General features: G+C 63.0%; 17 protein-coding genes. 5 read left to right on the forward strand and 12 right to left on the reverse strand.

Annotated features, from left to right (window positions below):
• The first annotated feature begins 100 nt into the window (after positions 1-100).
• The 4 genes from AC3IPM_RS02705 (at position 101) to AC3IPM_RS02720 (ending at position 6,452) form a co-directional block, all read left to right on the forward strand.
• Positions 101-1,411, forward strand: coding sequence for a glycosyltransferase WbsX family protein (locus tag AC3IPM_RS02705; protein ID WP_489302400.1), 1,311 nt, complete (start codon positions 101-103; stop codon positions 1,409-1,411).
• Complete coding sequence (locus AC3IPM_RS02710; protein ID WP_489302401.1) at positions 1,399-3,099, forward strand: rhamnan synthesis F family protein; 1,701 nt, start codon at positions 1,399-1,401, stop codon at positions 3,097-3,099. The genes AC3IPM_RS02705 and AC3IPM_RS02710 overlap by 13 nt, the downstream gene beginning before the upstream one ends.
• A gap of 24 nt (positions 3,100-3,123) precedes the next feature.
• Positions 3,124-3,975: a class I SAM-dependent methyltransferase gene (locus AC3IPM_RS02715; protein WP_489302402.1), complete on the forward strand. Its 852-nt coding sequence runs from the start codon at positions 3,124-3,126 to the stop codon at positions 3,973-3,975.
• Between the two features lie 101 nt (positions 3,976-4,076).
• On the forward strand, positions 4,077-6,452 hold the full coding sequence (locus AC3IPM_RS02720) for a hypothetical protein (RefSeq protein WP_489302403.1): 2,376 nt from the start codon (positions 4,077-4,079) through the stop codon (positions 6,450-6,452).
• 22 nt (positions 6,453-6,474) lie between these two features.
• On the opposite strand, the gene AC3IPM_RS02725 is transcribed toward AC3IPM_RS02720, so the two are convergent.
• Complete coding sequence (locus AC3IPM_RS02725; protein WP_489302404.1) at positions 6,475-7,146, reverse strand: SGNH/GDSL hydrolase family protein; 672 nt, start codon at positions 7,144-7,146, stop codon at positions 6,475-6,477.
• Positions 7,147-7,428: 282 nt separating this feature from the next.
• On the opposite strand from AC3IPM_RS02725, the gene AC3IPM_RS02730 reads away from it, so the two are divergent.
• Positions 7,429-9,378, forward strand: coding sequence for a hypothetical protein (locus tag AC3IPM_RS02730; RefSeq protein ID WP_489302405.1), 1,950 nt, complete (start codon positions 7,429-7,431; stop codon positions 9,376-9,378).
• A 34-nt stretch (positions 9,379-9,412) separates the two neighbouring features.
• Here AC3IPM_RS02730 and AC3IPM_RS02735 read toward each other — a convergent pair whose 3' ends face one another.
• From AC3IPM_RS02735 to AC3IPM_RS02785, 11 genes are all read right to left on the reverse strand, one after another.
• Positions 9,413-9,817 carry a GtrA family protein gene (locus tag AC3IPM_RS02735; protein WP_489302406.1) on the reverse strand — a complete coding sequence of 135 codons (405 nt, stop codon included), beginning with the start codon at positions 9,815-9,817 and terminating at the stop codon, positions 9,413-9,415.
• On the reverse strand, positions 9,814-11,103 hold the full coding sequence (locus AC3IPM_RS02740) for a hypothetical protein (RefSeq protein WP_489302407.1): 1,290 nt from the start codon (positions 11,101-11,103) through the stop codon (positions 9,814-9,816). The genes AC3IPM_RS02735 and AC3IPM_RS02740 overlap by 4 nt, the downstream gene beginning before the upstream one ends.
• A gap of 35 nt (positions 11,104-11,138) precedes the next feature.
• The gene (locus AC3IPM_RS02745; RefSeq protein ID WP_489304001.1) at positions 11,139-11,528 is read right to left on the reverse strand and encodes a GtrA family protein; all 390 of its coding nucleotides are present in this window, start codon (positions 11,526-11,528) and stop codon (positions 11,139-11,141) included.
• An 8-nt stretch (positions 11,529-11,536) separates the two neighbouring features.
• Positions 11,537-12,844 carry an NAD(P)/FAD-dependent oxidoreductase gene (locus tag AC3IPM_RS02750; protein ID WP_489302408.1) on the reverse strand — a complete coding sequence of 436 codons (1,308 nt, stop codon included), beginning with the start codon at positions 12,842-12,844 and terminating at the stop codon, positions 11,537-11,539.
• 27 nt (positions 12,845-12,871) lie between these two features.
• Complete coding sequence (locus tag AC3IPM_RS02755) at positions 12,872-13,816, reverse strand: NAD-dependent epimerase/dehydratase family protein (protein ID WP_489302409.1); 945 nt, start codon at positions 13,814-13,816, stop codon at positions 12,872-12,874.
• Between the two features lie 29 nt (positions 13,817-13,845).
• Entirely contained in the window at positions 13,846-14,517 is a 672-nt protein-coding gene (locus tag AC3IPM_RS02760; RefSeq protein ID WP_489302410.1) for a class I SAM-dependent methyltransferase, read from the reverse strand.
• 27 nt (positions 14,518-14,544) lie between these two features.
• Complete coding sequence (locus AC3IPM_RS02765; RefSeq protein WP_489302411.1) at positions 14,545-15,276, reverse strand: SDR family oxidoreductase; 732 nt, start codon at positions 15,274-15,276, stop codon at positions 14,545-14,547.
• 2 nt (positions 15,277-15,278) lie between these two features.
• The gene (locus tag AC3IPM_RS02770; protein ID WP_489302412.1) at positions 15,279-16,586 is read right to left on the reverse strand and encodes an FAD-binding oxidoreductase; all 1,308 of its coding nucleotides are present in this window, start codon (positions 16,584-16,586) and stop codon (positions 15,279-15,281) included.
• Positions 16,583-18,025: a UbiA family prenyltransferase gene (locus AC3IPM_RS02775; protein ID WP_489302413.1), complete on the reverse strand. Its 1,443-nt coding sequence runs from the start codon at positions 18,023-18,025 to the stop codon at positions 16,583-16,585. Before AC3IPM_RS02775 ends, AC3IPM_RS02770 begins: the two co-directional genes overlap by 4 nt.
• A 60-nt stretch (positions 18,026-18,085) precedes the next feature.
• Entirely contained in the window at positions 18,086-18,985 is a 900-nt protein-coding gene (locus AC3IPM_RS02780) for a lysylphosphatidylglycerol synthase transmembrane domain-containing protein (RefSeq protein ID WP_489302414.1), read from the reverse strand.
• A 292-nt stretch (positions 18,986-19,277) separates the two neighbouring features.
• Positions 19,278-21,053, reverse strand: coding sequence for a sulfatase-like hydrolase/transferase (locus AC3IPM_RS02785; protein WP_489302415.1), 1,776 nt, complete (start codon positions 21,051-21,053; stop codon positions 19,278-19,280).
• Positions 21,054-21,352 lie beyond the last annotated feature (299 nt).

Raw genomic sequence — 21,352 nt, forward strand, 5'->3', positions numbered from 1 at the left:
GACCGCAGGCCGGATGGGGAGGCTTCTGGGAAGTACGTCAGCAATCACCACAATCCAGGCGTCCCGTTCACCTGGATCGAACCACCATTTAGGGATGAACATGTCGACTGTCAAGCCAATTGCCTTCTATCTTCCGCAGTACCACCCGGTGGCGGAAAACTCCGAGTGGTGGGGCCCTGGCTTCACCGAGTGGACCAATGTGGCCAAGGGCAAGCCGAATTTCGTTGGCCACTATCAGCCGCATGTTCCGCGCGAGTTGGGCTTCTACGATCTTCGTCTGGTCGACAACATGCGTGCGCAGGCCGAGCTGGCCACGCTCTATGGCGTCCACGGTTTCTGCTTCTACTACTACTGGTTCGACGGCCGTCGCATCCTCGAGCTGCCGCTGGACAACTTCCTCAAGAGCGACATCGAGTTCCCGTTCTGCGTGTGCTGGGCCAATGAGAACTGGACCCGCACCTGGGATGGTCTGGAGAAGGACGTCCTGCTTGAGCAGAAGCACGGCGAGGACGAGGACAGGCGCTTCCTTGAGGACATCCTGCCGTTGCTGAAGGACCGCCGCGCCATCAAGGTGGACGGCAAGCCGATGCTGCTCGTCTACCGCGCGGACCTGTTCCCGGATTCCAAGGAAACCGTCGAGCGCTGGCGCAGCGTCGCCCGCGAACACGGCGTTGGGGAGATCCACCTGGCGGCGGTGCAGTTCTACGGCATCGTCGATCCGCACGAATGGGGCTTCGATGCCGCGGTCGAGTTCCCGCCGCACACGTTCATCGGGGCGGAGAACCGCTTCACTCAACCTGTGGACATCACCAATCCGGAGTTCCGGGGCGGTCTCGTCGACTACCGCAAGGTGGCGGCGCAGTCCATCAGTCGTCCCAAGCCCGACTTCCGCTGGTACCGCGGCATCGTACCGTCGTGGGACAACACGGCACGGCGCCAGCACACCTCGCACATCCTGATGGATGCTTCGCCGTCGATCTACCAGTACTGGCTCAGCCGTCTGGTCGAGTACACGCGGGTGAACAACGCGCCGGAAGACCAGTTGCTCTTCATCAACGCCTGGAACGAATGGGGTGAAGGTTGCCATCTGGAGCCGGATCTCAAGCACGGGCTGGCCTATCTGGAAGCGACGCATGCGGCGCTGAACGGCAAGGGGTCCGAACAGGAGCTGCTGAAGGACGAAGCGCTGTTGCGCGCCCTCGGCGGCACCCGCCTGAAGGCGCTGCTGGATGATCGTGAGCGCCTGGTCAATGATGTGGTGCTGCTCTCGGCGGAAGTCCGCAGAACCAACCCGCAGGGCATCATCTCCAGGCCGCGGCCGGGTCTGCGTTCCCTGATCGGCAGGTGCCTGAGGCCGTTCCCACGTCTTCGCGCGTTTGCCGTGAGGGTCTACCACGCATGGAACGCATGAAGCCCGTCCGCCGCGTTGCGGTGGTTGCACATTTCGATCCCGAAGGGCTGCTGACCGACTTCACGCGCCGCCTGCTCGACGGTCTGCTGTTGCATGCCGAGCGGATCGTACTGGTCTCCACGCGCCTGGCGCCGGACCAGGCCGAACGCCTGGACGACCGCATCACCGTCATCGTGCGCGAGAACGTGGGCTATGACTTCTATTCGTTCCGCACCGGTGTGCTGGCGGTCGAAGGGCTGTATGCCTACGACGAGCTGATCATCGCCAACGACAGCGTATTGCTGGTCGACCCGACCGGGTTGGACAGGGCGTTCTCAAAGATGCGCGATGTCGACTGTGGCGCTTGGGGCATGACCGAGTCCTATCAGGTCAACCGCCATCTGCAGTCGTACTTCCTGGTCGTGCGCAAGGACGTGTTCTTCAGCCAGTACTTCGATCAGTTCTGGCGGGATGTACGGGTGCTGGACGACAAGTGGGAAATCATCCTTTCTTATGAGGTCGGCCTGACCCAGTGGCTGCTTCACCATGGCGTGCGCATTGCCGCGGCTTTCCAGCCCGATGCTGCAGGTCTGCGCAAGCTGGCCGGGCGCGTGAAGCGCAAGCGGGAGCGTGAAGGCTTGTCCACTGCTCCCGGCAAGTTTGAACTCCAGCAGGCCAACCCCGTCCACTACCTGTGGGACGACCTGTACCGGCAGTTCGGCGTGATCAAGACCGAAGTCCTTCGCGATGATCCTAACGGCGTGAACGACGTCGGCCTGTCCAACCTGATCACCGATCCGACGATGCTGGCAAAGGTCGAAGAAGAAGTGTCGCGGATGCGCCAGACACGCAGCAATGTGATGCCCTTGGTGGCGGCCGGGTCCACTGGGCTGACGCAGGAAGAACTGCAGCGCTACGGTGTGGGGGCGATCCCCGCCGATGACCTGAAGGCGCGGTTCGCCATCGTACTGCACCTGTACCACATGGATCTGATCGAATCGATCCACGGCTACATGCGCAATCTGATTGCCGATCACGACGTGTTCGTGTCGGTGAAATCACTCACCGACCGTCGGCTGGCGGTGCGCTTCTTCGAAGAGCATCACGTACGCGCGTTCGTCTTCGTGCATCCCAACATCGGCCGCGACGTGGGGCCGTTCGTCAGCCTGCTCAACAGCGGGCTGCTGGACCGCTATGACGCGGTGTGCAAAATCCACTCCAAGAAGAGTGTCTATCATGGCGCGGGTGGGCAATGGCGCGATGAACTGATGAAGTCGCTGCTGGGGTCCTCGCACACCGTGCTGAAGATCCTGCAGGCGTTCAAGCAGGAGCCGGGCTGCGGCATCATCGGACCTGAGCACGCCTATGTCTGCAATGCCCGCTTCTGGGGTGGAAACGAAGAGCGTTTGCGTCGCCTTGCTGCGGAAACGGGCATTGACGACAGCAGGATCCGACTGGGTTTCTTTGCTGGAACGATGTTCTGGTTCCGGCCTGCGGCCTTGCAGGCGCTGCGTGATCGCAGCATCGCCCTGGCCGAGTTCGACCCGGAAGCGGGTCAGTTCGATGCTACGCTCGCCCATGTCATCGAGCGGCTGTTCGTGTTGTGGGTTGAGCAGGCAGGGTATTTTGCAGCCACGACCCGGTTGCCTGCCACCGCACTTCATCATGATCGCTATGAGATGCAGGGGATTTCCGTGTTGCCTTCCTGAGGGTCTGACCAGTGGAGAAAGTCGATGGATGATCAGCTGTGGTACGAACGCATCGTCAGGTCAGTGAATGATCCAGATCCGGGATTGCCGGGATTCCCGCCGAAGCAGCAGCAGGAGGTTTTCGTCGGCAAGTCCAATGAAGTCGCCTTGGCCGAAGCATTCGACTTCTACCAGCGGGTGAAGGCTGCCAGCTACCCACTCCGCCGCAGCTCACCGGTGCTCGATTTCGGGGTGGGTTGGGGGCGCATCATCCGCTTCTTCCTCAACGATGTGGACGCCGAGAACCTGCATGGTGTCGATGTGGACGAGGCGATCATCGAGGTGGCCCGCTCCACCGGCGTTGCCGGCACGTTGAGCACCATCGGGCCCAACGCGCGGCTCGAGCACGAGGATGGCCATTTCGAGGTCATCTACGCCTTCTCGGTGTTCTCCCATCTCTCCGAGGCATCGGCCACCTTCTGGCTGGGCGAGTTGATGCGTGTGCTCAAGCCGGGCGGAACCCTGGTGATGACCTCAACCACCGACAAGTTCCTTGAGCTGTGTGAGGCGTGTTCCTACAAGCTCACTGATCGCAACCAGTACGAAGACGACTACGCCCGCATGTTCGCAGACCCGGCCGATGCACGACGCCGCTACGCGCTGGGTGAGCATGTCTATGCCGCCGTGGCCGGTCATGCGGAAGTGCTGGAAGCATCCAACTATGGCTGGGCCGCGATGCCGCTTGCCTTCGTGGAACGGCAGATCGGGGACCAAGCCGCCTGGATCCACTTCACAGAGGCTACGGAGGCGCTGCCGCAAGGGGTGTTCGCGGTGCGCAAGAAGGCATCGTTGGGTACGCGTGTTGCCCGCAAGCTGGGCGCGTTGTTCGCCGGCTGACCTCCTGCGGCCGTGCCGGAGGGAATGCTGGTCCGGAACGCCCCGATTGGCGAGAATGGCGGCACTGATCGGACGCAGACACTCCCGGACACCAGGACATCATGGAAAACACGAACCCAGCGGGCCAGGCGGCCGCCACCACCACGTGGGGGTGGGCCGCAAGCATCATCGCCTGCGTGCTTACCGTTCTGGTACTGACCCCCTTCTCTCCCGAAATGCCGATCGCCGGTGTCGACGGTTCATGGGCCTACGCCATGAACATCGCCACGGCCGAGCAGATGCGGTTCGGGAAGGACATCATCTTCACCTTCGGGCCGCTGGCGTCGGTGTACACCAGCGTCTACCACCCTGCCACCGATGCCTTGATGATCGGGGGTTCATTGCTGATTTCCCTTGCGATGTTCGCTGGGTTGTTCAGCGCGGTGGAACCCGGTCGACGTGGTTTGTTGCCCTTGTTTCCACTCTGCATCGGACTGGCCTGGTTGCCCGACTGGGACGGCTGGCGCGACGCGGTATTGATGCTGCTTCCGTTGCTGCTCCCCTTCGTCGTGGTTCGTGGTCGTGAAACCGGTCGGCTGTCGATCGGCACGATCTGCCTGCTTGCCGTGGCGATTGGCATCCTGCCACTGGTGAAGGGCAACTTCAGCCTCATCGCGGCGGTGGCGAGCCTGATTGCGGCGATTCTGTGCTGGCCCGTCTCGCGGCGCCTGGCTATCGGCATCGCCGTGATCGAAATCGTAGCCCTGGTTGCTGCGTGGTTGATCGCCGGACAGGCGCTGATGGACCTGCCGGGATACTTCATCGCGCAGCTGCCGATCATTTCCGGCTATACCGATGGCATGTCGACCTCGGTCGATGGTCGTCTGTGGGATCTGGCCGTGTTCATCCTCGTGGGCGCGGTGATGGTGGTGGCTTCTGCGCTGGGTGGCCTGCGCACGCGGTGGTATGCCCCGATCCTCGTCGCGCTCTACCTGTTTGTAACCTTCAAGTCCGGCTTCGTACGACACGACCCACCGCACGCCTTCATCGCATCATCGGCACTGCTTCTGCTTGGGCTGCTCCTTTACCTCATGCCGGGCAGCCCGCATCGAAGGGGTGTCGTTGCGCTCGGCGCAGGGATGCTGGGCTGGGTGTTGATCGCGTTTGCGATCCTGCCGCCGGATCCGCTTGCGTCCGTGGCGCGTGTCGGTGAGGCGATCAGGATTCCCGCGCAGGGAGTGTGGCAGCGGCTGACCGATGCCGACGCGCTCAAACAGCAGTACCAGCGCCGGCGCGCGCTGCTGGCAAATCGCCCTCCCTTTGCCGATCAGCAGGGGCAGGCCGACGTCTACCCGTGGGACCTCTCGCCCCTGCTTGCGTCCGAGATGACCTGGAAGCCGCGTCCGATCCTGCAGAGCTATGCGGCCTTCACCCCTTCCTTGATCAAGGCCAACGCGGACCACCTGAAGTCCAACCCGCCTGCGCGCATCTACTTCGCCATCAATCCGATCGACCAGCGCTATCCCGCGATGGAAGACGGGGCGAGTTGGCTTGATCTGCTGGGAAGCTTCAGGGCGAAAACCCTGGACGGCGGCTATGCGCTGCTTGAACACCGGGCATCCGCGGCCGCAGCTTTGCAGCCGGGCCCCGCCACGCGGGTCACCGCGCGCCTTGGCGAGAGGGTTGCCGTATCGGGCTGGGAACACCCCGTCTGGGTGTCGATGGACATCAAACCCACCTTGCTCGGCAAGCTCTACGCCACGCTGTACAAGGCACCGGAGTTGTCGCTTGAAGTGATGTACGAGGACGGCAGCACGTCGCTGTACCGCATGATCGCCGGCATGGGCGAGTCGGGCTTCCTGCTGTCGCCGACCGTGACCGATGCCAATCAGTTCGTGGCGCTGAGCTCGCACAGCCGTGATGATCTGCTGGGCAAGCGCCGCGTGGTTGCGTTCGGCGTGCGTGGTCAACGAGGAACGCGGGTGATGTGGCGGCCTGATTATCAGGTCGCGTTTGCACGTCTCGACATTCCCGCCACGACGGAAGCCGATGTCGCACTGTCCGGACCCTGGAAGGAGGGGCTTGCCGTGGCCTCGTACCCGGTCGGTGGCAACTGCAACATCGAAGATGTTGACGGCGTCGCGGTCACCGGTGCGGCGATGGAGCGCCCTGGCCGCATGCTGCTCATCCGCGGCTGGGCCGCGCTGGACGGCGAAAAGGGCCGGATCGGCCAGGGTATCTCACTGCTTGCCGAAGGGTCCGATGGTCACACCATCGTACTGCCGGTCCATCGCGTGTCCCGGCCTGATGTGTCCAACTACTTTCACCAGCCCAACCTTGAGTACGCCGGCTTCCATGCCTTCGTAGACCTGCGTCGACTGCCGGAGGATGTCCGGATCCGCGTCCTGCAGGAGGATGGCAACCGCTCCCTGGTCTGCCAGCCGGCATTGCTCACGCTTCATCGCACGGATACTGCAGCCCCGCTGCCGGCGCCGTAGCGCGGCAGCCGGGGAGGGGCCGTTACGGCGGGTCGCCGGACGGCGTGAACAACGGCATCAGCTGCCCCACCACCAGCGCATGGCCGTCGCGGTTGGGGTGGTTGAACTGCGCCATCAGCCGGTGGCGGTCACCGCTGTAGGTTTGGAAGGCGGCAAGACTGTCGGCGACCGGGACATCGGTGAGCTCTCCCAGACGGCGGATCATCGCTGCCTGGGCCCTGAGCGGATCGCCGGCACGGTCCGGCGCGGCTTGTTCGTCCCACGTGGGCGTCAGCAGCACCGGGCATGCCCCCGCCGCGCGGGCTTCCACGATCATCGCCGCCAGGTTGCGGGCCGAAGCCTGCAACGCCAGCCCACGGTCGTTCAGGCCGTAATCAATCAGTACCACGCGCGGGGCATGCGCCAAGGCATCCCGCTGGAACCGTGCACGCCCCTGCTGGGAATTTTCGCCCCCTACGGCGGCGGTGATGACATTGAGGACGGCATGCGGATAGGCGTCGGCCAACGCGTCTTCGAGCAGTCGGGGGTAGGCATCGCGCTTGTGCACGGCAGGCGTGACGCCGAATCCGGCCGGCACGCTGTGTCCGAAGGCCACGATGTTCACGGCCTTGTTGTCCGGCCATGCCACTTGCAGGTCGTGGACCACCGCTGCCAGGCAGGCCCTTCCGATCGGCGCGGCCGCCGTGGTGGACAAGGGGGCTGCCGAGGGCGAGGCTGCAGGGTGGCAGCCAGTGGCCAACAGGGTCAGCAGAAGCAGGGGGGTGTGTCGTTTCATGCGCGAGGCCGAGGCTGTTTCTCCTCAATGTAGCGGGTGCAGGTGCAGGTGCAAAGCACCACGCGCCTCACCCTGAAGCCATGCGCTGATGGCACGGTGGGATTGCGGCTACAATTTGCTCCGAACAAAAGAGTGGTCTGCTGCCCGTCGCGCGCCCGCGCGGTATTGCCCAGGCCGTGCTGCAACGGTCAGAGGCAGGCGATGAATCAGACGGTGAAGGAAATGGGCGGCAAGCCCGAACGTGGTGAAGCAACGACGCCCCTATGGGCGATCTGCGGCTGCCTGGTGAGCTTCCTTCTCGTGGTACTGATGGTCACCCCATTCAGTCCCGCCATGCCGTTCGAGAGCCTCGACGGATCGTGGATCTACGCGATGAACCACGCCACGGCGGAACATCTGCGCTTTGGCAAGGACATCATCTTTACCTTCGGGCCGCTGGCATCGGTCTACACGACCATGTACCACCCCGCCACCGACGGCCTGATGCTGGCGGGATCGCTGCTCATCGCCGTTGCATTCTTCGCGGGCATGTTCGCCAGTACCCCACCCCGGTGGCGCATGTGGTTGCTTCTGCTGCCGGTGGTACTCAGTCTGGGAGTGAGCCGCGACGTCGCCTTCCTGTTCCTTCCGGTCCTGCTTCCCTGCGTCGTGGCGCGAGGGATCGAGCGTGGCAGGCCTTTCACTGCCACGATCTGCCTGCTGGCCGCCGCCATGGCCATCCTGCCGCTGGTGAAAGGAAACTTCAGCGTGATGGTCGGGCTGGCCACTGTGGTGACGGTACTGATGGGCTGGCGCGCGGACCGACGGACCGTCGTGTTGGCCATTGCCGTGCAACTGCTGGTGATGCCGCTGGTATGGATGGCCTCCGGGCAGGCGCTGCTTGACCTTCCGCGATACTTCATCGCGCAGGCGCCCATCGTTTCGGGCTACACCGACGGCATGTCCGTGGTCGGCAGCAAGAAGGACATCCTCCATTTCCTGCTGGCCGCGGTGCTGCTGCTGGGCCTGTCGCTGGTCGGTGGCGTACGCCGGCACTGGTACGCCACGGTCATGATCGCGGCCTACCTTTTCGTCACCTTCAAATCGGGTTTCGTGCGTCACGATCTGCATGCATTGACTGCGGCAGTGGCTCTGGCAATGGTGGGGACGTTCCTGTGCCTGACCCGCGCAGGCCGATGGGGAGGCCTGGCGTTGGTCATTGGCCTGGCTGGCTGGGGCGTGATCACCCGCCCATACGCTTCCGTGTCATGGGAGGCCTCGACCGCGCGCTTCGCCCAGATGGTCCGCCAGCCGGTGCTGGGACTGGTGGCGCGTGTGCGCGACCCTGCGGCCTTGGATAACCAGTTCACCGCGATTTCTGCGGCGTTCGGCGCGCGGGCTCCGTTTGCGGGGTACACCGGTACGGCGGATGTCTATCCGGTCGAGATCGCGCCCGTGATCGCGGCAGGGTCGATCTGGAAGCCGCGTCCCATCCTGCAGAGCTACTCGGCCTACACGCCTTCTCTCGCCAGGGCGAATGCCGATCACCTGCTCAAGGATCCGCCGTCGCGCATCTACTTCAAGGTGGATCCGATCGATCATCGCTACCCATCTTTGGATGATGGCGCCAGCTGGCTGCCGCTGCTGGGAAGCTATTCGCCCACATCGATGGAGGGCGGTTACGCGGTGCTTGAGCGTGCCAGGCAGCCGGCTGTGGCTCTGCAGCCGCTGGATGAAAAGCGGCTCAGCGCCAACGTGGGTCAGGAAGTTGTGGTACCCGACGGGAACGATCCGGTGTGGGTGACGATGGATATCCGGCCGACCTTTGCGGGTCGGCTCATGTCCACCCTGTACAAGTTGCCCAAACTGTCAATCAAGGTCCGCTATGAGAACGGCGACACCGCTGATTTCCGCTTGATTGCGGGCTCAACCCAGACAGGCTTCCTGTTGTCGCCGACGGTGCTGGATGCCAGGGACTTCGTTGCGCTTGCCTCCCGCCAGCAGCAGGACGTGCTGCACAAGCGGAAGGTAGTGGCATTCACCGTCTACGGCGACAGCGGAACGCGACGGCTGTGGAACGCGGACTACCCGGTCACGTTCGCGCGGCTGGTGATCCCGACCTCTGCCGACGCGGACCGGGTCCTCACTGCCGCGCCGGTTCAAGCGCCTTAGTCGTTGGATGACGGTGGTTACCTGCCGGGCCGGTTCACGACCGGAACGAAAGCCGCTTGTGGCCGATGTAACTGGTGATGACAGGAACCACGACACCCACGGCGTGCCCGATGGTTTCATTGTGGAAATCGACACGCAGCAGCGGTAGCAGCCAACGCGCGACCAGCAGGCTGATAAGAAGGGTCTGTGCGACAGCGGCAAGGTTGATCGCCACGAACCAGAAGACCTGATGGTGCAGGCGATTGCTGGCCTGGTTGAACACAAAGATCTTGTTGAGCACGAAGGCCGTGACCAGCCCCAGGCAGAATGCCACGAGGATGGCCGGTACGTAGGGCAGCCAATGACTGAGCAGGATGCGCGAGCCGACGTTGACCGCGGCGGCAAGTCCGCCGGCGACCAGGAATTTCATGAACTGACTGGAAGGCAGCGGCATGTTCATCTGCTGGCCTCATCTCCGCTGGATTCGACGGTGATGCTCCAACCCGGTGGATTGACGGGAATGGTATGCGTGCCGGGTTGCGCCAGTTCGGCGGCATGTACGGGCCAATCCTGCTCGGTGAGCATTGCCCGCCTCATGTACTGGAGGTTGGTGACGGCAAAGAAGCAGATCAACGCGGTCGTCGCCACGGTGGCGTGGTAGCGGCTGCGTCGGGAGCCGTCGGTGAGTGCAAGCCATACCGACCACCACCACACGACCTTGATGAGGTAGAAGTAGCGGTCCGCGGCGGGGAGCGGACGGATCTGTTCCAGGTCGGGAATCCGCAGCATCGGAAGAAAGCACTCGACGGCCGCCAGCGCCAGGAAGCCCAGCACTACAAGGCGCGCCGTTCCGTTGACCTTGCGCGACCCGATCAGCGTACAGATGATCAGCGCATAGAGCGCAATCCAGACCCAGTCGATCAGGAAGTCGCCGCCGAAGATGTGGTTCGGGACGATCTGGGTGAACGTGGTGTGCAGCGCGGTAAGTAGCGGCTGTGCCACTTCATGTTGTGCAGGAGGATGGGTCACCAGTACATACGCTTGCACCAGCGCACCCAGCGCCAGGGCTCCCAGCACCGGGCCGTCGCGACGGGCGATGAATCCGCTGAGCGCACCGTTGAACGGATCCAGCCCCAGCCGCTTGGACAGAAAGCTTGCTGTGATCACGCCCAGAATGACCATCAACAACAGCATCGAGAAAGGCCCGGTCAGTGCGATGAGCGCGATGGCCACCGCGCGTGCCCCGGTGAGCCAGCGCGGCGTCGACTTTTCCGGCGGCGTCAGGCAATAGGCTGCCATGGTGAACTGGAGGATCCACTGGGCGTTGGTGATCGTGCCGAATATCTCACTGCTGGTGGGCACTGCCAGGAAGGACAGTGCCACGACCCACACCGGAACATAAAGGCTCAGTCGTCGGCAGGTGAGCGTGATGGCGGCGGCGCACAGAAGGATCGCACCTGCGTTGTAGATCAGCGGCGCCTTCGCGGCGGGCAACCACGAAGCCAGCCACGCTACCAGGCGCGGCAGGGTATGCAGATAGCCGGCATACGGGGTGAACAGCTGTGGCAGGGCATTGCCGAACTGGTCCTTGAAGAACACCGTCGCATCTTCCGCCCAGAACTGCGGGTGGCTGAGTGCATCAGTGCTCTTGTAGGCCACCACGAACAGGATGACCACGAAGAACGCACCCCACTGCCTGAGCGATGAGGTGGAGCGATCCGTTTGCGGATGGGCGAGTTGAAGCATGCAGGAGTACCTGTTTGTTCTGGTTCGAGGTGTCGTTACGCGAACGACAGCCGCTTGTGGCCGATGTAGCTGGTGATGACCGGTACCGCCACACCGATGGCATGGGCGATGGTTTCGTTATGAAAATCCACCCCCATGCCCGGCAGCAACCACTTCGCGAACAACAGGCTGATCAGGAGTGTCTGTGCAACGGCGGCGAGATTGATGGCGGTGAACCACAACATCTGGTGATGAAGCTGGCTGCGGGTCTGGTTGAACACGAACAGCTTGTTCAACGTAAATGCGGTGATCATGCCCAGGCAGTAGGCGATGACGATCGCCGGAACGTAGTGCAGCCACTGGCTGAGTGCGATACGCGAGCCGATGTTGACCGCAGCCGCGAAGCCGCCAGCGAACAGGAACAGCACGAACTGACGGGACAGGATCAAACCCTTCACTTCCCGCCAACTCCCTGCGCGGCCAACCTGGCCAGCGTACTGCCCACGGCGATGCTCTCGTTGATCGAGCGGTCTTCCGGATAGTAGTACGCCGTATCGGCCATGTAGAAACCTTCCAGCGGCGTCTTCATCGCCGGCAGCATTTCCTGGAAGCCCGGCGGGCAGATGGTCTGTGCGAACTCATAGCGGTGGCAGTGGGTCGCGCGGATCCACTCCGGCTTGAATGCCGGGTTGATCATCGGCAGGTAGCTGATCACTTCATCGATCAGCTGCTGGTTGCTCCACTGCCACTTGGGGTGGGTTGTGGGCATGTAGTAGGGCGCATACACGATGTGTTCGCCTGGGCCGTTGCCCGGATTGAGGTTGCTGTATTCGATCAGGCCGGGGATGGTGATCCGGTCATCGCTGATGTTCATCCAGAAGTTCTCGCTGACCGGCTGCGACAGCTTGAGGATCACGCAGGCCACGGGAATGTTCTCGATCGCACCGACCTGTTCGGCGAATGCCGGCGGCAGGCCAGGAACCAGCTTCGGCACGTACTGGATCGGTGCGGTGGACACCACGCTGTCATAGACCGTGTGGGCATCGGGCGTGCGGATGCCTGTCACCTTGCCGGCCTCGGAGGTAACTTCCTGGATCGGCTGGCCCAGCAGGATGTTGCCACCCAAGCGGCGCACTTCATCGGCCATGCGTGCGAGCAGCACCGCCGAGCCGCCCTCCAGGTAGCCCATGCTTTCGTTGAACAGGTTGCGTCGCGACAGCGCCACACGCTTGATGCGGGTGCCGATCCACGACGCCGACAGCTTGTTCTGGTACTCGAAGAATTTCAGCGCGAACGCCTTTTCCCACATCACCTTGTAGGCCTTCGGCCCGATCCAGCGGGTGATCCAGTCGCGCGCGTTTTCCTTGTCCAGCGCGGTCCAGTCCTGGATGCCCTTGGTATGCATCACGTGCAGGGCATAGCGGACCTTGTCGATCAGGCCCAGATGCGGGAAGCCCAGCAGCGCGAAGGGCGTGCCCCACTTGTGCAGCTTGCCTTCGTAGAAGTACCCCATCTTGGTGTCCGTCCAGTGCAGGCGATCGGACAGCTGCATCTCCTCGAGCAGCTTGAACAGCGGGTAGTCGGTCTTGCAGATGAAGTGGTAGTAGCGCTCGATGCGAAGGCCATCGAAGTCGAAGTCTGCCGACATGCCGCCAATGCGGTCGTCGCGCTCGTAGATGTCGACCTTGTGGCCCTGCTTGAGCAGCTCCAGGGCTGCCATTAGACCCATGGGGCCGCTGCCGATGATGGCAAAGTTGCTCATTCGAATGTCGTCCGTTTATCTGTGGGGTCAGCGCTGGAGCACGATGTGGCTGTAGCGCGGATCGGTATAGCTTTCGCGGATGGCGGCCTCGAACGGGGTCTGGCGAACGCCGAACACGGCTTCGGTATCGACACCCTTGAAGTCATCGCCTGCGCTGAGCGCCTTGAGCTGGTCCGCAGTGAACGGCGGTTTGTTGCTGAAGATCGAGTACGTCCGCAGCAGGAACGCGAAGAAGCCGATCGGGATATGCACGATCACCGTGCGCAGTTTCTTGGCGCGCTTGATGGTGCGGATGATATCCACGTAGTCCACACGTGTATCCCCCACGATATCGAACACCTGGCCATCCGGTTCGGTCTCGATGCACTTGGCGATGCAACGGCAGAAGTCGCGTTCGTACAGGGGCTGGCGCATGAACTTGCCATCGCCGGGAATCGGAAACACCGGCGTGCGTGCCATGAAGCGCGACAACCAGCCCAGGTGCTTGGGATCGAACCAGCCGAACATCAGCGTCGGGCGCAGTACGCAATGGCGCTGGCCACTGGCCACCACCATTTCTTCCTGCTCGCGCTTGGTGTTGGTGTAATCGTCCTTGGCCGCCGAGTTCACCACCGACGAGCTGATATGCACCATGTAGGGAACGCCCGCTGCCTTGCAGGCGGCCAGCACGCGTTCGGTGGCAGTCAGGTTGTTGCGTACGAACAAGTCGGTGGTCTTGCCGGTGATCTGCGCATGCAGCTGCACCACCAGGCGGGCACCTTCGAAGGCCGCGGTCCATTCCCCCGGCTCGGCAAGATCGGCCAGGACCGTCTTTACGTCCGGGTGAAGCTTGCGCAGGATCTCGAGATTGTGTGCGTGTTTGTCGATGGCCACCAGCTGGGTATAACCCTGCTGCTTCATTTCGACGATGAGGTTCTGCCCCACCAGGCCTGCAGCGCCGGTCAGGACAATCTTGTCATTCTTCTGTGCCATGGACGAACTCGAGTACCAGTATGGAAGGATCAGCCGGGCTTGTAAGCGACGACCAGGGCCTGCTTGCCCAGGATGTGCCATGCCAGCGGAATACGCAGGTAAAGGGAAACCAGCCACGGCGCCTGCGGCAACCGGCTCTTGGTGGTGTAGGGCAGGAACTTGGGGATGACCACCCTGGGTTCCAGTCCCGCCATCAGCACGCCCTCGACCAGGCTGCGGTCGCTCAGCGCGGTGTGGTGGTCGAAGTAGTCCCAGTACTCGTCGTACAGGAAGCGGATGTTGGGTTGCAGGATGATCGCCCGGCCACCGGGTTTGAGCATGCGCGCGCTCTCACGCAAGGTCTGCAGGACCAGATCCTTGCTGGGGAGATGCTCGAGGAAGTTGCTCATGAACACGGCGTCGATACTGTTGCTCGGGATCGAGCTCACCTCGGTGCAGGATTCATTGATGATCTGGATACCATCGTTGGCGAATCTGCGCACGTCGGGATTGAGGTCCACTGCGATCTTGCGTGCTGCGGGAATATTGTTGATGAATTCGCAGTAGCCAGCGCCGATATCAACGACGCTGTCGCCAGGGTTCACGAAGCGGCTGAAGTACTGGGTACACAGAACCTGCCAGATACGGTTCTTGTTGGCCAGCTCCTCTTTCGGAAACCGATGTTGATAGAGAACATCAAGATCGTGGTCAATATCCGGCATCGCAAAGTGTCCTTTTTCTTTGGAGAGTTAGAGCGAAATACGACGGAACACGAATTCAGGAATGTTCTTGATCACCATCATGATCGCCCACCAGAAACCCGGCAGATAGGCGACCGCACGGCGACGGTCCGATGCGCGCACGATACCTTGTGCGACCTTGTCCGCCGATGCCCACAGCGCGCCCTTCTTGAACGCCTGTGTCATCGGAGTATCCACGAACCCGGGTTTGATGGTCAGCACGTTGATGCCCTGCTTGCGCAGGCGCTGGCCTTGTCCACTCAGGAACGCACTGACGGCCGCCTTGGCACTCCCGTACAGATAGTTGCTGGCACGGCCGCGGTCGCCAGCGACTGAAGAAATCACGGCCAGATTGCTGCCCGGTGCCAAACGCTGGGCCAACGCGATGCACAGCGCGATGGTGGACGTGCCATTGGTGGTGAACTCGCGCAGGGCCACATCCACCGAGGCATCGCAGGCCGCCTGGTCGGGCAGGGTGCCGTGGGCGACCAGTACGGTGTCGATGCCACCGTGGGCGGCCCAGGCGGCGTCGAGCATGGCCGCGTGACCGGCGAAGTCATTGACGTCCAGCGGATAGGCGGCCACCTGCGCGGCGCCGCGCACGCGCAGATCGGCGGCAATGGTCTCCAGGCGTGCGCTGTTGCGGCCGACCAGGAAGATGGCGGCCGAGCGCGCCGCATAAAGCCGGGCAACGGCTTCGGCGATGGCGGAGGTGGCGCCGATGATGAGTACTTTCTGCATGCTTACTCCATGACCCGGCGCCAGAAGCCGGACGAAAAACGGGGATCGATGTGGGAACTGAAGGTTTCCCAGGCCGGGAAGGCCTGGCGGAACAATGCGCCGGACATGCGGGCATCCTTGGCCGGGTACACCGCGCCGCCAGCGTCGCCAACGATGCGGTCCAGCCGGTCCAGCATCCTGAACAGGTCCGGCCCGGTGTTGGGGAAGTCCAATGCCAACGTGGTGCCCGGGCGCGGGAAGGAAAGCATGCCACGGGCGGGCGCATCACCGAATTCCTTGAGCACGGCGAGGAACGAGCCGCGCCGGCTGCGCGAAATCTCCGACAGCAACGCCGCGGTGGCATCACGCGCATGCTCGGGCGGCAGCACGCATTGATGCTGCAGGAAGCCCGCCGGGCCGTACATCCGGTTCCAGTGGTTGATGCCATCCAACGGGTAGAAGTAGCTCTGGTAGTGGCTCACCTGGCGCTTGCTGCGCGCCGGTTGCCGCCAGTAATACAGGGTATTGAACGGCCGCAGGGTGAGCCCATTGACCATCGATACGGGGGGCACGAAGGGAATGCTGCGGCGTGGCATTGCGCTGGGGGTGGCCGCGCGCGGGTTGCCCCGGGCATGGTCGCCACGCAGGAAATGCCCGCGTCCAAGCCGGCTGCCGCTGGCCAGGCAGTCGATCCAGGCCACGGTGTACTCGAAGTCCGCCGCCGAATCGCGCGACAGGGTGAAGAACTCGTCCAGCGAGTTGAAGCGGATCGACTCGGTTTCAATCCAGGGGCCGGGCACGCGGCGCAGCTGCAGCTCGGCCCTGGTGACCACCCCGGTCAGGCCGAGGCCGCCGATGGTGGCGGCGAACAGGCCGCTGGCATCGTCCGGATCGAGTTCGACGCGCTGGTCATCGCTGCGCAGCAGTTCCAGGCACCGGACATGGTGGCCGAAGCTGCCTGCGCGGTGGTGGTTCTTGCCGTGCACGTCGTTGGCGATCGCGCCGCCTACCGTGGCGTAGCGCGTGCCGGGGGTTACCGGCAGGAACCAGCCTTGCGGCAGGGCGATGTCGATGATTTCGGCCAAGGTGACGCCAGCCTCGCAGCGCAGGACGCCGGTGGCCGGGTCGAAGGCGATGAAGCGGTCCAGAGCGCGGCACATGAGCAACGCGGCGTCGGGATTGAGGCAACTGTCGCCGTAGCTGCGGCCGTTGCCATGCGGCAGAAGGGACATATCAAGGCGCGGCAGCGCGGCCGCCCGGTCGGTGACCGGGACAAGGCGCTGGGCCACCTCGGGGTAGCGGCCCCAGGACTGGCCGCTGCCGCGGCTCATATCGCCGCCAGCACGATCACCACGCACAGGCCGATGACCACCTGGCTGCCACGGTCGGTGGCCGCGAACACGATCGGGTCGTCATGCATGTCACCGCGGTGCGAGACGATCCACATCCGGCTGATCCAGTACAGCAGGATCGGGCACAACAGCCACAGCAGTTTCGGGTGCCGATAGAGCTCCAGGCTTTCCGGGCTGTTGATATACAGCGCGAACACCAGCACGCCGATATAGCCGGCGGCTGCACCCAGCGACTGCACGAGCGGCAGGTCGGCGACTGAATAGCCGCGGCCGATGGCCAGATCCTTGCCATTGGCAAGCGCCGAGGCCAATTCGGTGTAGCGCTTGAGCATGGCCAGGCTGAGGAACACGAACATCGAGAACGCGAGCAGCCAGAACGACAGTTCCGAGCCGATCGCCACGGTGCCGCCGATGATGCGCACGGTATACAGCGCGGCCAGCAGCACCACATCGATCATCACGATGCGCTTGAGCTGCAGTGAATAGCCCAGGGTCATGACGTAGTAGCACAGCAGGACCAGCGCGAACTCCCAGCCGCAGACCAGCGCCAGGCCGAAGCCGGCCAGGGTCAACAGAGGGGCGACCAACAGGCCGTGCAGCAAGGGCAGCGTGCCTGCCGCGAAGGGCCGCTTGCGCTTGCGCGGGTGCATGCGGTCCGGGGTCAGATCGAGCAGATCATTGAGCAGATAGACGCCGGACGCGCACAGGCCGAACGCCAGGAAGGCGGTTGCCGCATCGATCAGTGCGATGGGATCAAGGAACCGGTGGGCGGTCAGCAGCGGCACCAGCACCAGCAGATTCTTCAGCCACTGGTAGATGCGCAGGGCTTTGATCCAGGTCAGCAGCCCGCCGTTCTGCGCGGGCAGGTGCGCGAGCACGTCGGTGTGCCGGGCCGCGTCACGGGCCAGGCCCTCGCCGTTGTTGACCACAATCGCACCACCAGCGTGGGCCCAGACCTGCAGGTCCACCCGGCCATTGCCCATGTAGTCGAAGCCGCGCTCACCGAACCGCTCGGCCAGTGCCTTGCCCTTGTTGTGGCCGGACAGGTTGGTGTGGCCGTCGCTGGCCATGACTTCTTCGAACAGACCCAGGTGGTCGGCGATCGGCTGCACCAGGATCTGGTCCGAAGCGGTGCACAGCACGCGCGGGCGCTGGGTGGTGGTGCGCAGGATCTCAAGCACCCGCTCGTCGTAAGGCAGGGTCTCGGCCGGCAGCTGCACGCGCGAAGCGAGCTGTCGCTTGACCGCGGCCTTGCCACCAAGCAGCCAGAATGGAATCAGGAAGATGTACAGGGGGTTGTGGGCCAACAGCGCCAACAGTGATTCGTACAGGATGTCCGAACGTAGCAGGGTGCCGTCGAGGTCAACACAGAGCGCGCGATTCTCGGGTTTCACAGAGGGGGGGACTCCTGCTTGCATGGCCGTTGACTTCACATCCCTGGAATTTGACCCGCCAGTATAACTGGCGCCTGCGCAGGTTCATCCCGGTGTGGGACGGGTTTCCAGAATTGCCATGGCCGCCATCCCAACCACCACGGCCAGCCAGAGGCTGGCCAGCCGGATACCAATGGCGATGGCCAATGCGGCATCCATGCCGGCGCCCAGCGCCACCAGCATCAGCACGATGGCCGCCTCGGTGGTCCCCACGCCCCCGGGAACGAAGGACAGTGCGCCCACCAGCATTGCCAGCGGATAGATCGCCAATGCGTACTGCCACGCTACCTCCACCCCCAGGGCGTGGCACAGCCAGGCAAAGGCCGCAGCGGTCAGCAGCCAGGCGATGGTGCCGTACAGGCTGCTGACCAGGGTCAGGCCGGGGCGGAGCAAGGGGCGCAGCGCGAAGGCGCCCTCCAGCAGGAAGCCCATCAGCTGACGTATGCGGGCCCCCGGCAGACGCGCGATCAGCGCCTTCGCCACACGCTGCAGGCCGGGCCAGCAGGCCAATACGCACAGGCCCAGCACCAGGGTCAGCACCGCGGCCGCCAGCACGCCGAACACGGGAATCAGCCGTGCCGCTGCCATGCTGAGCAGGGTGATCACGATCAGGTCCAGGGCCCGTTCGTAGATGAACGTGGACAGCGTCACCCGCGCCGGCACGCCCAGGCGGGAAAAATAGCGGATTCTCAACAGTTCACCGGCCTTGCCCGGCGAGGCCGTGAAGGCAAACCCGGCCAGGTAGGCCAACAGGCCAGCGCGCCAGGGCGCGATCGGGTAGCCCTGAGCGCGCAACACGCCATGCCAGCGTTGATAGCGGACCACGTAGCTGCACAACACCAGTGCGACACAACCACTTAGGGGGCCGCCCAGCTCACTCAATCGCGACAGCACATGCTTGTCGCGATCGAGATACCACAGGGCCAGCAGGTAGAGCCCGGTCACCAGCGATAACCAACCCAGCGCCCGCCCCCGACGAAGCGGGATGATTGGGGTTGGGGGGAGCCTCTCGGACATGCTTGCAGGACCTTCTTCAGCTTCGCCAGGATCGTGACAGCGGCCCCGGTGAGTCCGGTGCCGGCAGTCCCGAAGATCCCTTCGTCGTCCGCCCCGGTCATTGCGACGACAGTGCGGGTGCCCTTGCTGCCGGTGGGGCGCTGGATCGTACCATCGATGCGGGCCGCCCCGGGCAGGTCCCGCGCGATGATCCTGTCAGCGTGGCCTTGTATGGATGGAGCTACTCCATGCCACCAATGACGAAATCCATGGTCTTGTAGCGCTCGATGAATTCCTTTCCTTGGTCGAAGAGGGGCTTGTCGGATTCTGGAACGTTATCCTTGGCATAGACCAGGCCGCCTCCGATGAAGTAATAGTCCTGGCCCAGGTTGGAAATGCGGTCAAGGCCGCACTCCTCGTAGAACGTGCAACCCAGGAACAGGTTGTGTGCGGTTTGGACCCCCAGCAGGCTCAGCAGTGAGGGGGCGAAGGCCAGCGAGTTCTTGTACTTCGCGTCGATGTCGCGGTGCTCGACTCCTTTCCAGTAGATCATCAGGGGAATCGGATCGATGAAGTAGCCGCCTACATCAGGATCGGCCTGCTGGGCGGGAGGATCGGGAAAGGTTGAGTGATCGGCGGTAAACACCAGCAGCGTGTTTTCATGCAGCCGGCTGGCCATGAACCGATGCAGGAACGCACCCATGTCCCGATCATAGGTGTGGAAGCGGTTCAGGACCTGATTCTCGCCGTCGCCGTACTTTTCTTCGCCGTCCATGAACGCATGCGTCTGGAAGTTGTAGAGCGCGGCGAAGAACGGCCGGTCGCGGGGCTGTGCTTCGAGCTCATCGAGCATCGCGTCGAACAGCTGTGGATCGGAAAGGTACTTGGGACGCTCCTGGTTCTGCGAGGTGCGCAGATGCGCGTCGAACAGGTGATCCCTGCCGAAGGTTGCATCGAAGCCCAATGTTTCGATCATGTTGTTCAGGTATTCCTGCTGGGACAGGAAGAACATGCTGTGGTAGCTCAGGGGGCGAAGGATCTCGGGCAGGCTGATGCGCGAAATTGCGGTGATGTCGTGGGAGACGTCACGCTGGCCGATCCCCGATCCATCGGCATAGAAACCATCGATTTCCTGGTGTCCGGAAGTCAGCTGTCCGCGCAGACCCCGGAACGTGGCGGCAGAGTGGTTGTAGTAGTTGCGCACGACCAGCGAGCCATCTGCGAACCTGTCCAGGTTCGGCATCAGGTCCGGATGCCGCCCACCATACCTGCCCATCCAGCGTGCCGACATACCCTCGGTGAATATGACGATGATATTGGGACGGTCCGGCAGGCTCGCGGTGATTTCAGCGGGAAAGCCCTGCTGGTACACCTCGCGGCGTGAGAATTCAGCGCGTACGGCGACGAGCTGACTGGCGGTGAGTCGCGTCTGGGAGGTCATCCCTGCATACATCGCCATGGAGTGGATCATCGAGGAGATGGGCGCTTCGCCACGTGCGACCACGATGCCGCGTGCCAGCGGCTGGTTGTGGATCATTCCTGCATAGGCCAGGGCGATCAGGCACAGGCATGCCAGTGCGGTGCGCGGTGTGTTGCGCGGGCTGTCAGCGCGATGCACAAACGCGTAGGCAATGAATGCGATGGCGTAGGCGCCCAGCATGACGTAGATGCCATTGAACGAGATCAACCCCGCAACATCCCGGTTGGCGAGCGCGATGGGCGGAATGAGCCCGCCTGAAATCCAGATCGAGTACATCTGGGCGACATAGAGGCCACCGCCAGCAGCGGGGATCAACAACACCAGGGCCCGCAGGATGCGATTGCGCACGCGCAGTGCGAGGCGGGTGAGAACGTCGAGCATGGCCAGCTCTAGGGCGAAACTGGCAGCGACGTATAGAAAATCCGCGGGTGCATAGAAGGGGTACATTCTGTACAGCAGGATGCAGGTCAACAGTCCCGAAACGCAGGTGCCCCAAGCCGGCAGTCGCCGGGAAATACCGAAAAATTTGATGCTCATCAGCTGTATGGAAGAATCGCCAGGGAATCCTTCCTCAATGCCTCTCTGGACAGGGAACGGGGACTGGATTGGCTGCGATGGTGATCAGCAATCCATGCGTGGGCCCGGATAATACGTTGTCGTTCACATAACTGAAACATGCGTATTGGAAAAACGTGAAGCCGCGCAGCGTATCTCGCTGCAACCCGATACATACGGATACATTGCGTCTCACATCCTCTGGTCCAATTTCGGTGTCTGGCCATAATCCGTACGCACTTCCGCCTGATGCCACCGAGCAAAAAAAAAGGCCGGAATCC

The sequence above is a fragment of the Stenotrophomonas sp. GL_111 genome (genome assembly GCF_057835245.1).

Coding starts and splice junctions, on each gene's coding strand:
- AC3IPM_RS02710 (WP_489302401.1), top strand. CDS start 1,399: ATGGAACGCATGAAGCCCGTCCGCCGCGTTGCGGTGGTTGCACATTTC.
- AC3IPM_RS02730 (WP_489302405.1), top strand. CDS start 7,429: ATGAATCAGACGGTGAAGGAAATGGGCGGCAAGCCCGAACGTGGTGAA.
- AC3IPM_RS02765 (WP_489302411.1), bottom strand. CDS start 15,276: ATGCAGAAAGTACTCATCATCGGCGCCACCTCCGCCATCGCCGAAGCC.
- AC3IPM_RS02735 (WP_489302406.1), bottom strand. CDS start 9,817: ATGAACATGCCGCTGCCTTCCAGTCAGTTCATGAAATTCCTGGTCGCC.
- AC3IPM_RS02750 (WP_489302408.1), bottom strand. CDS start 12,844: ATGAGCAACTTTGCCATCATCGGCAGCGGCCCCATGGGTCTAATGGCA.
- AC3IPM_RS02755 (WP_489302409.1), bottom strand. CDS start 13,816: ATGGCACAGAAGAATGACAAGATTGTCCTGACCGGCGCTGCAGGCCTG.
- AC3IPM_RS02720 (WP_489302403.1), top strand. CDS start 4,077: ATGGAAAACACGAACCCAGCGGGCCAGGCGGCCGCCACCACCACGTGG.
- AC3IPM_RS02770 (WP_489302412.1), bottom strand. CDS start 16,586: ATGAGCCGCGGCAGCGGCCAGTCCTGGGGCCGCTACCCCGAGGTGGCC.
- AC3IPM_RS02740 (WP_489302407.1), bottom strand. CDS start 11,103: ATGCTTCAACTCGCCCATCCGCAAACGGATCGCTCCACCTCATCGCTC.
- AC3IPM_RS02705 (WP_489302400.1), top strand. CDS start 101: ATGTCGACTGTCAAGCCAATTGCCTTCTATCTTCCGCAGTACCACCCG.
- AC3IPM_RS02760 (WP_489302410.1), bottom strand. CDS start 14,517: ATGCCGGATATTGACCACGATCTTGATGTTCTCTATCAACATCGGTTT.
- AC3IPM_RS02785 (WP_489302415.1), bottom strand. CDS start 21,053: ATGAGCATCAAATTTTTCGGTATTTCCCGGCGACTGCCGGCTTGGGGC.
- AC3IPM_RS02715 (WP_489302402.1), top strand. CDS start 3,124: ATGGATGATCAGCTGTGGTACGAACGCATCGTCAGGTCAGTGAATGAT.
- AC3IPM_RS02775 (WP_489302413.1), bottom strand. CDS start 18,025: ATGCAAGCAGGAGTCCCCCCCTCTGTGAAACCCGAGAATCGCGCGCTC.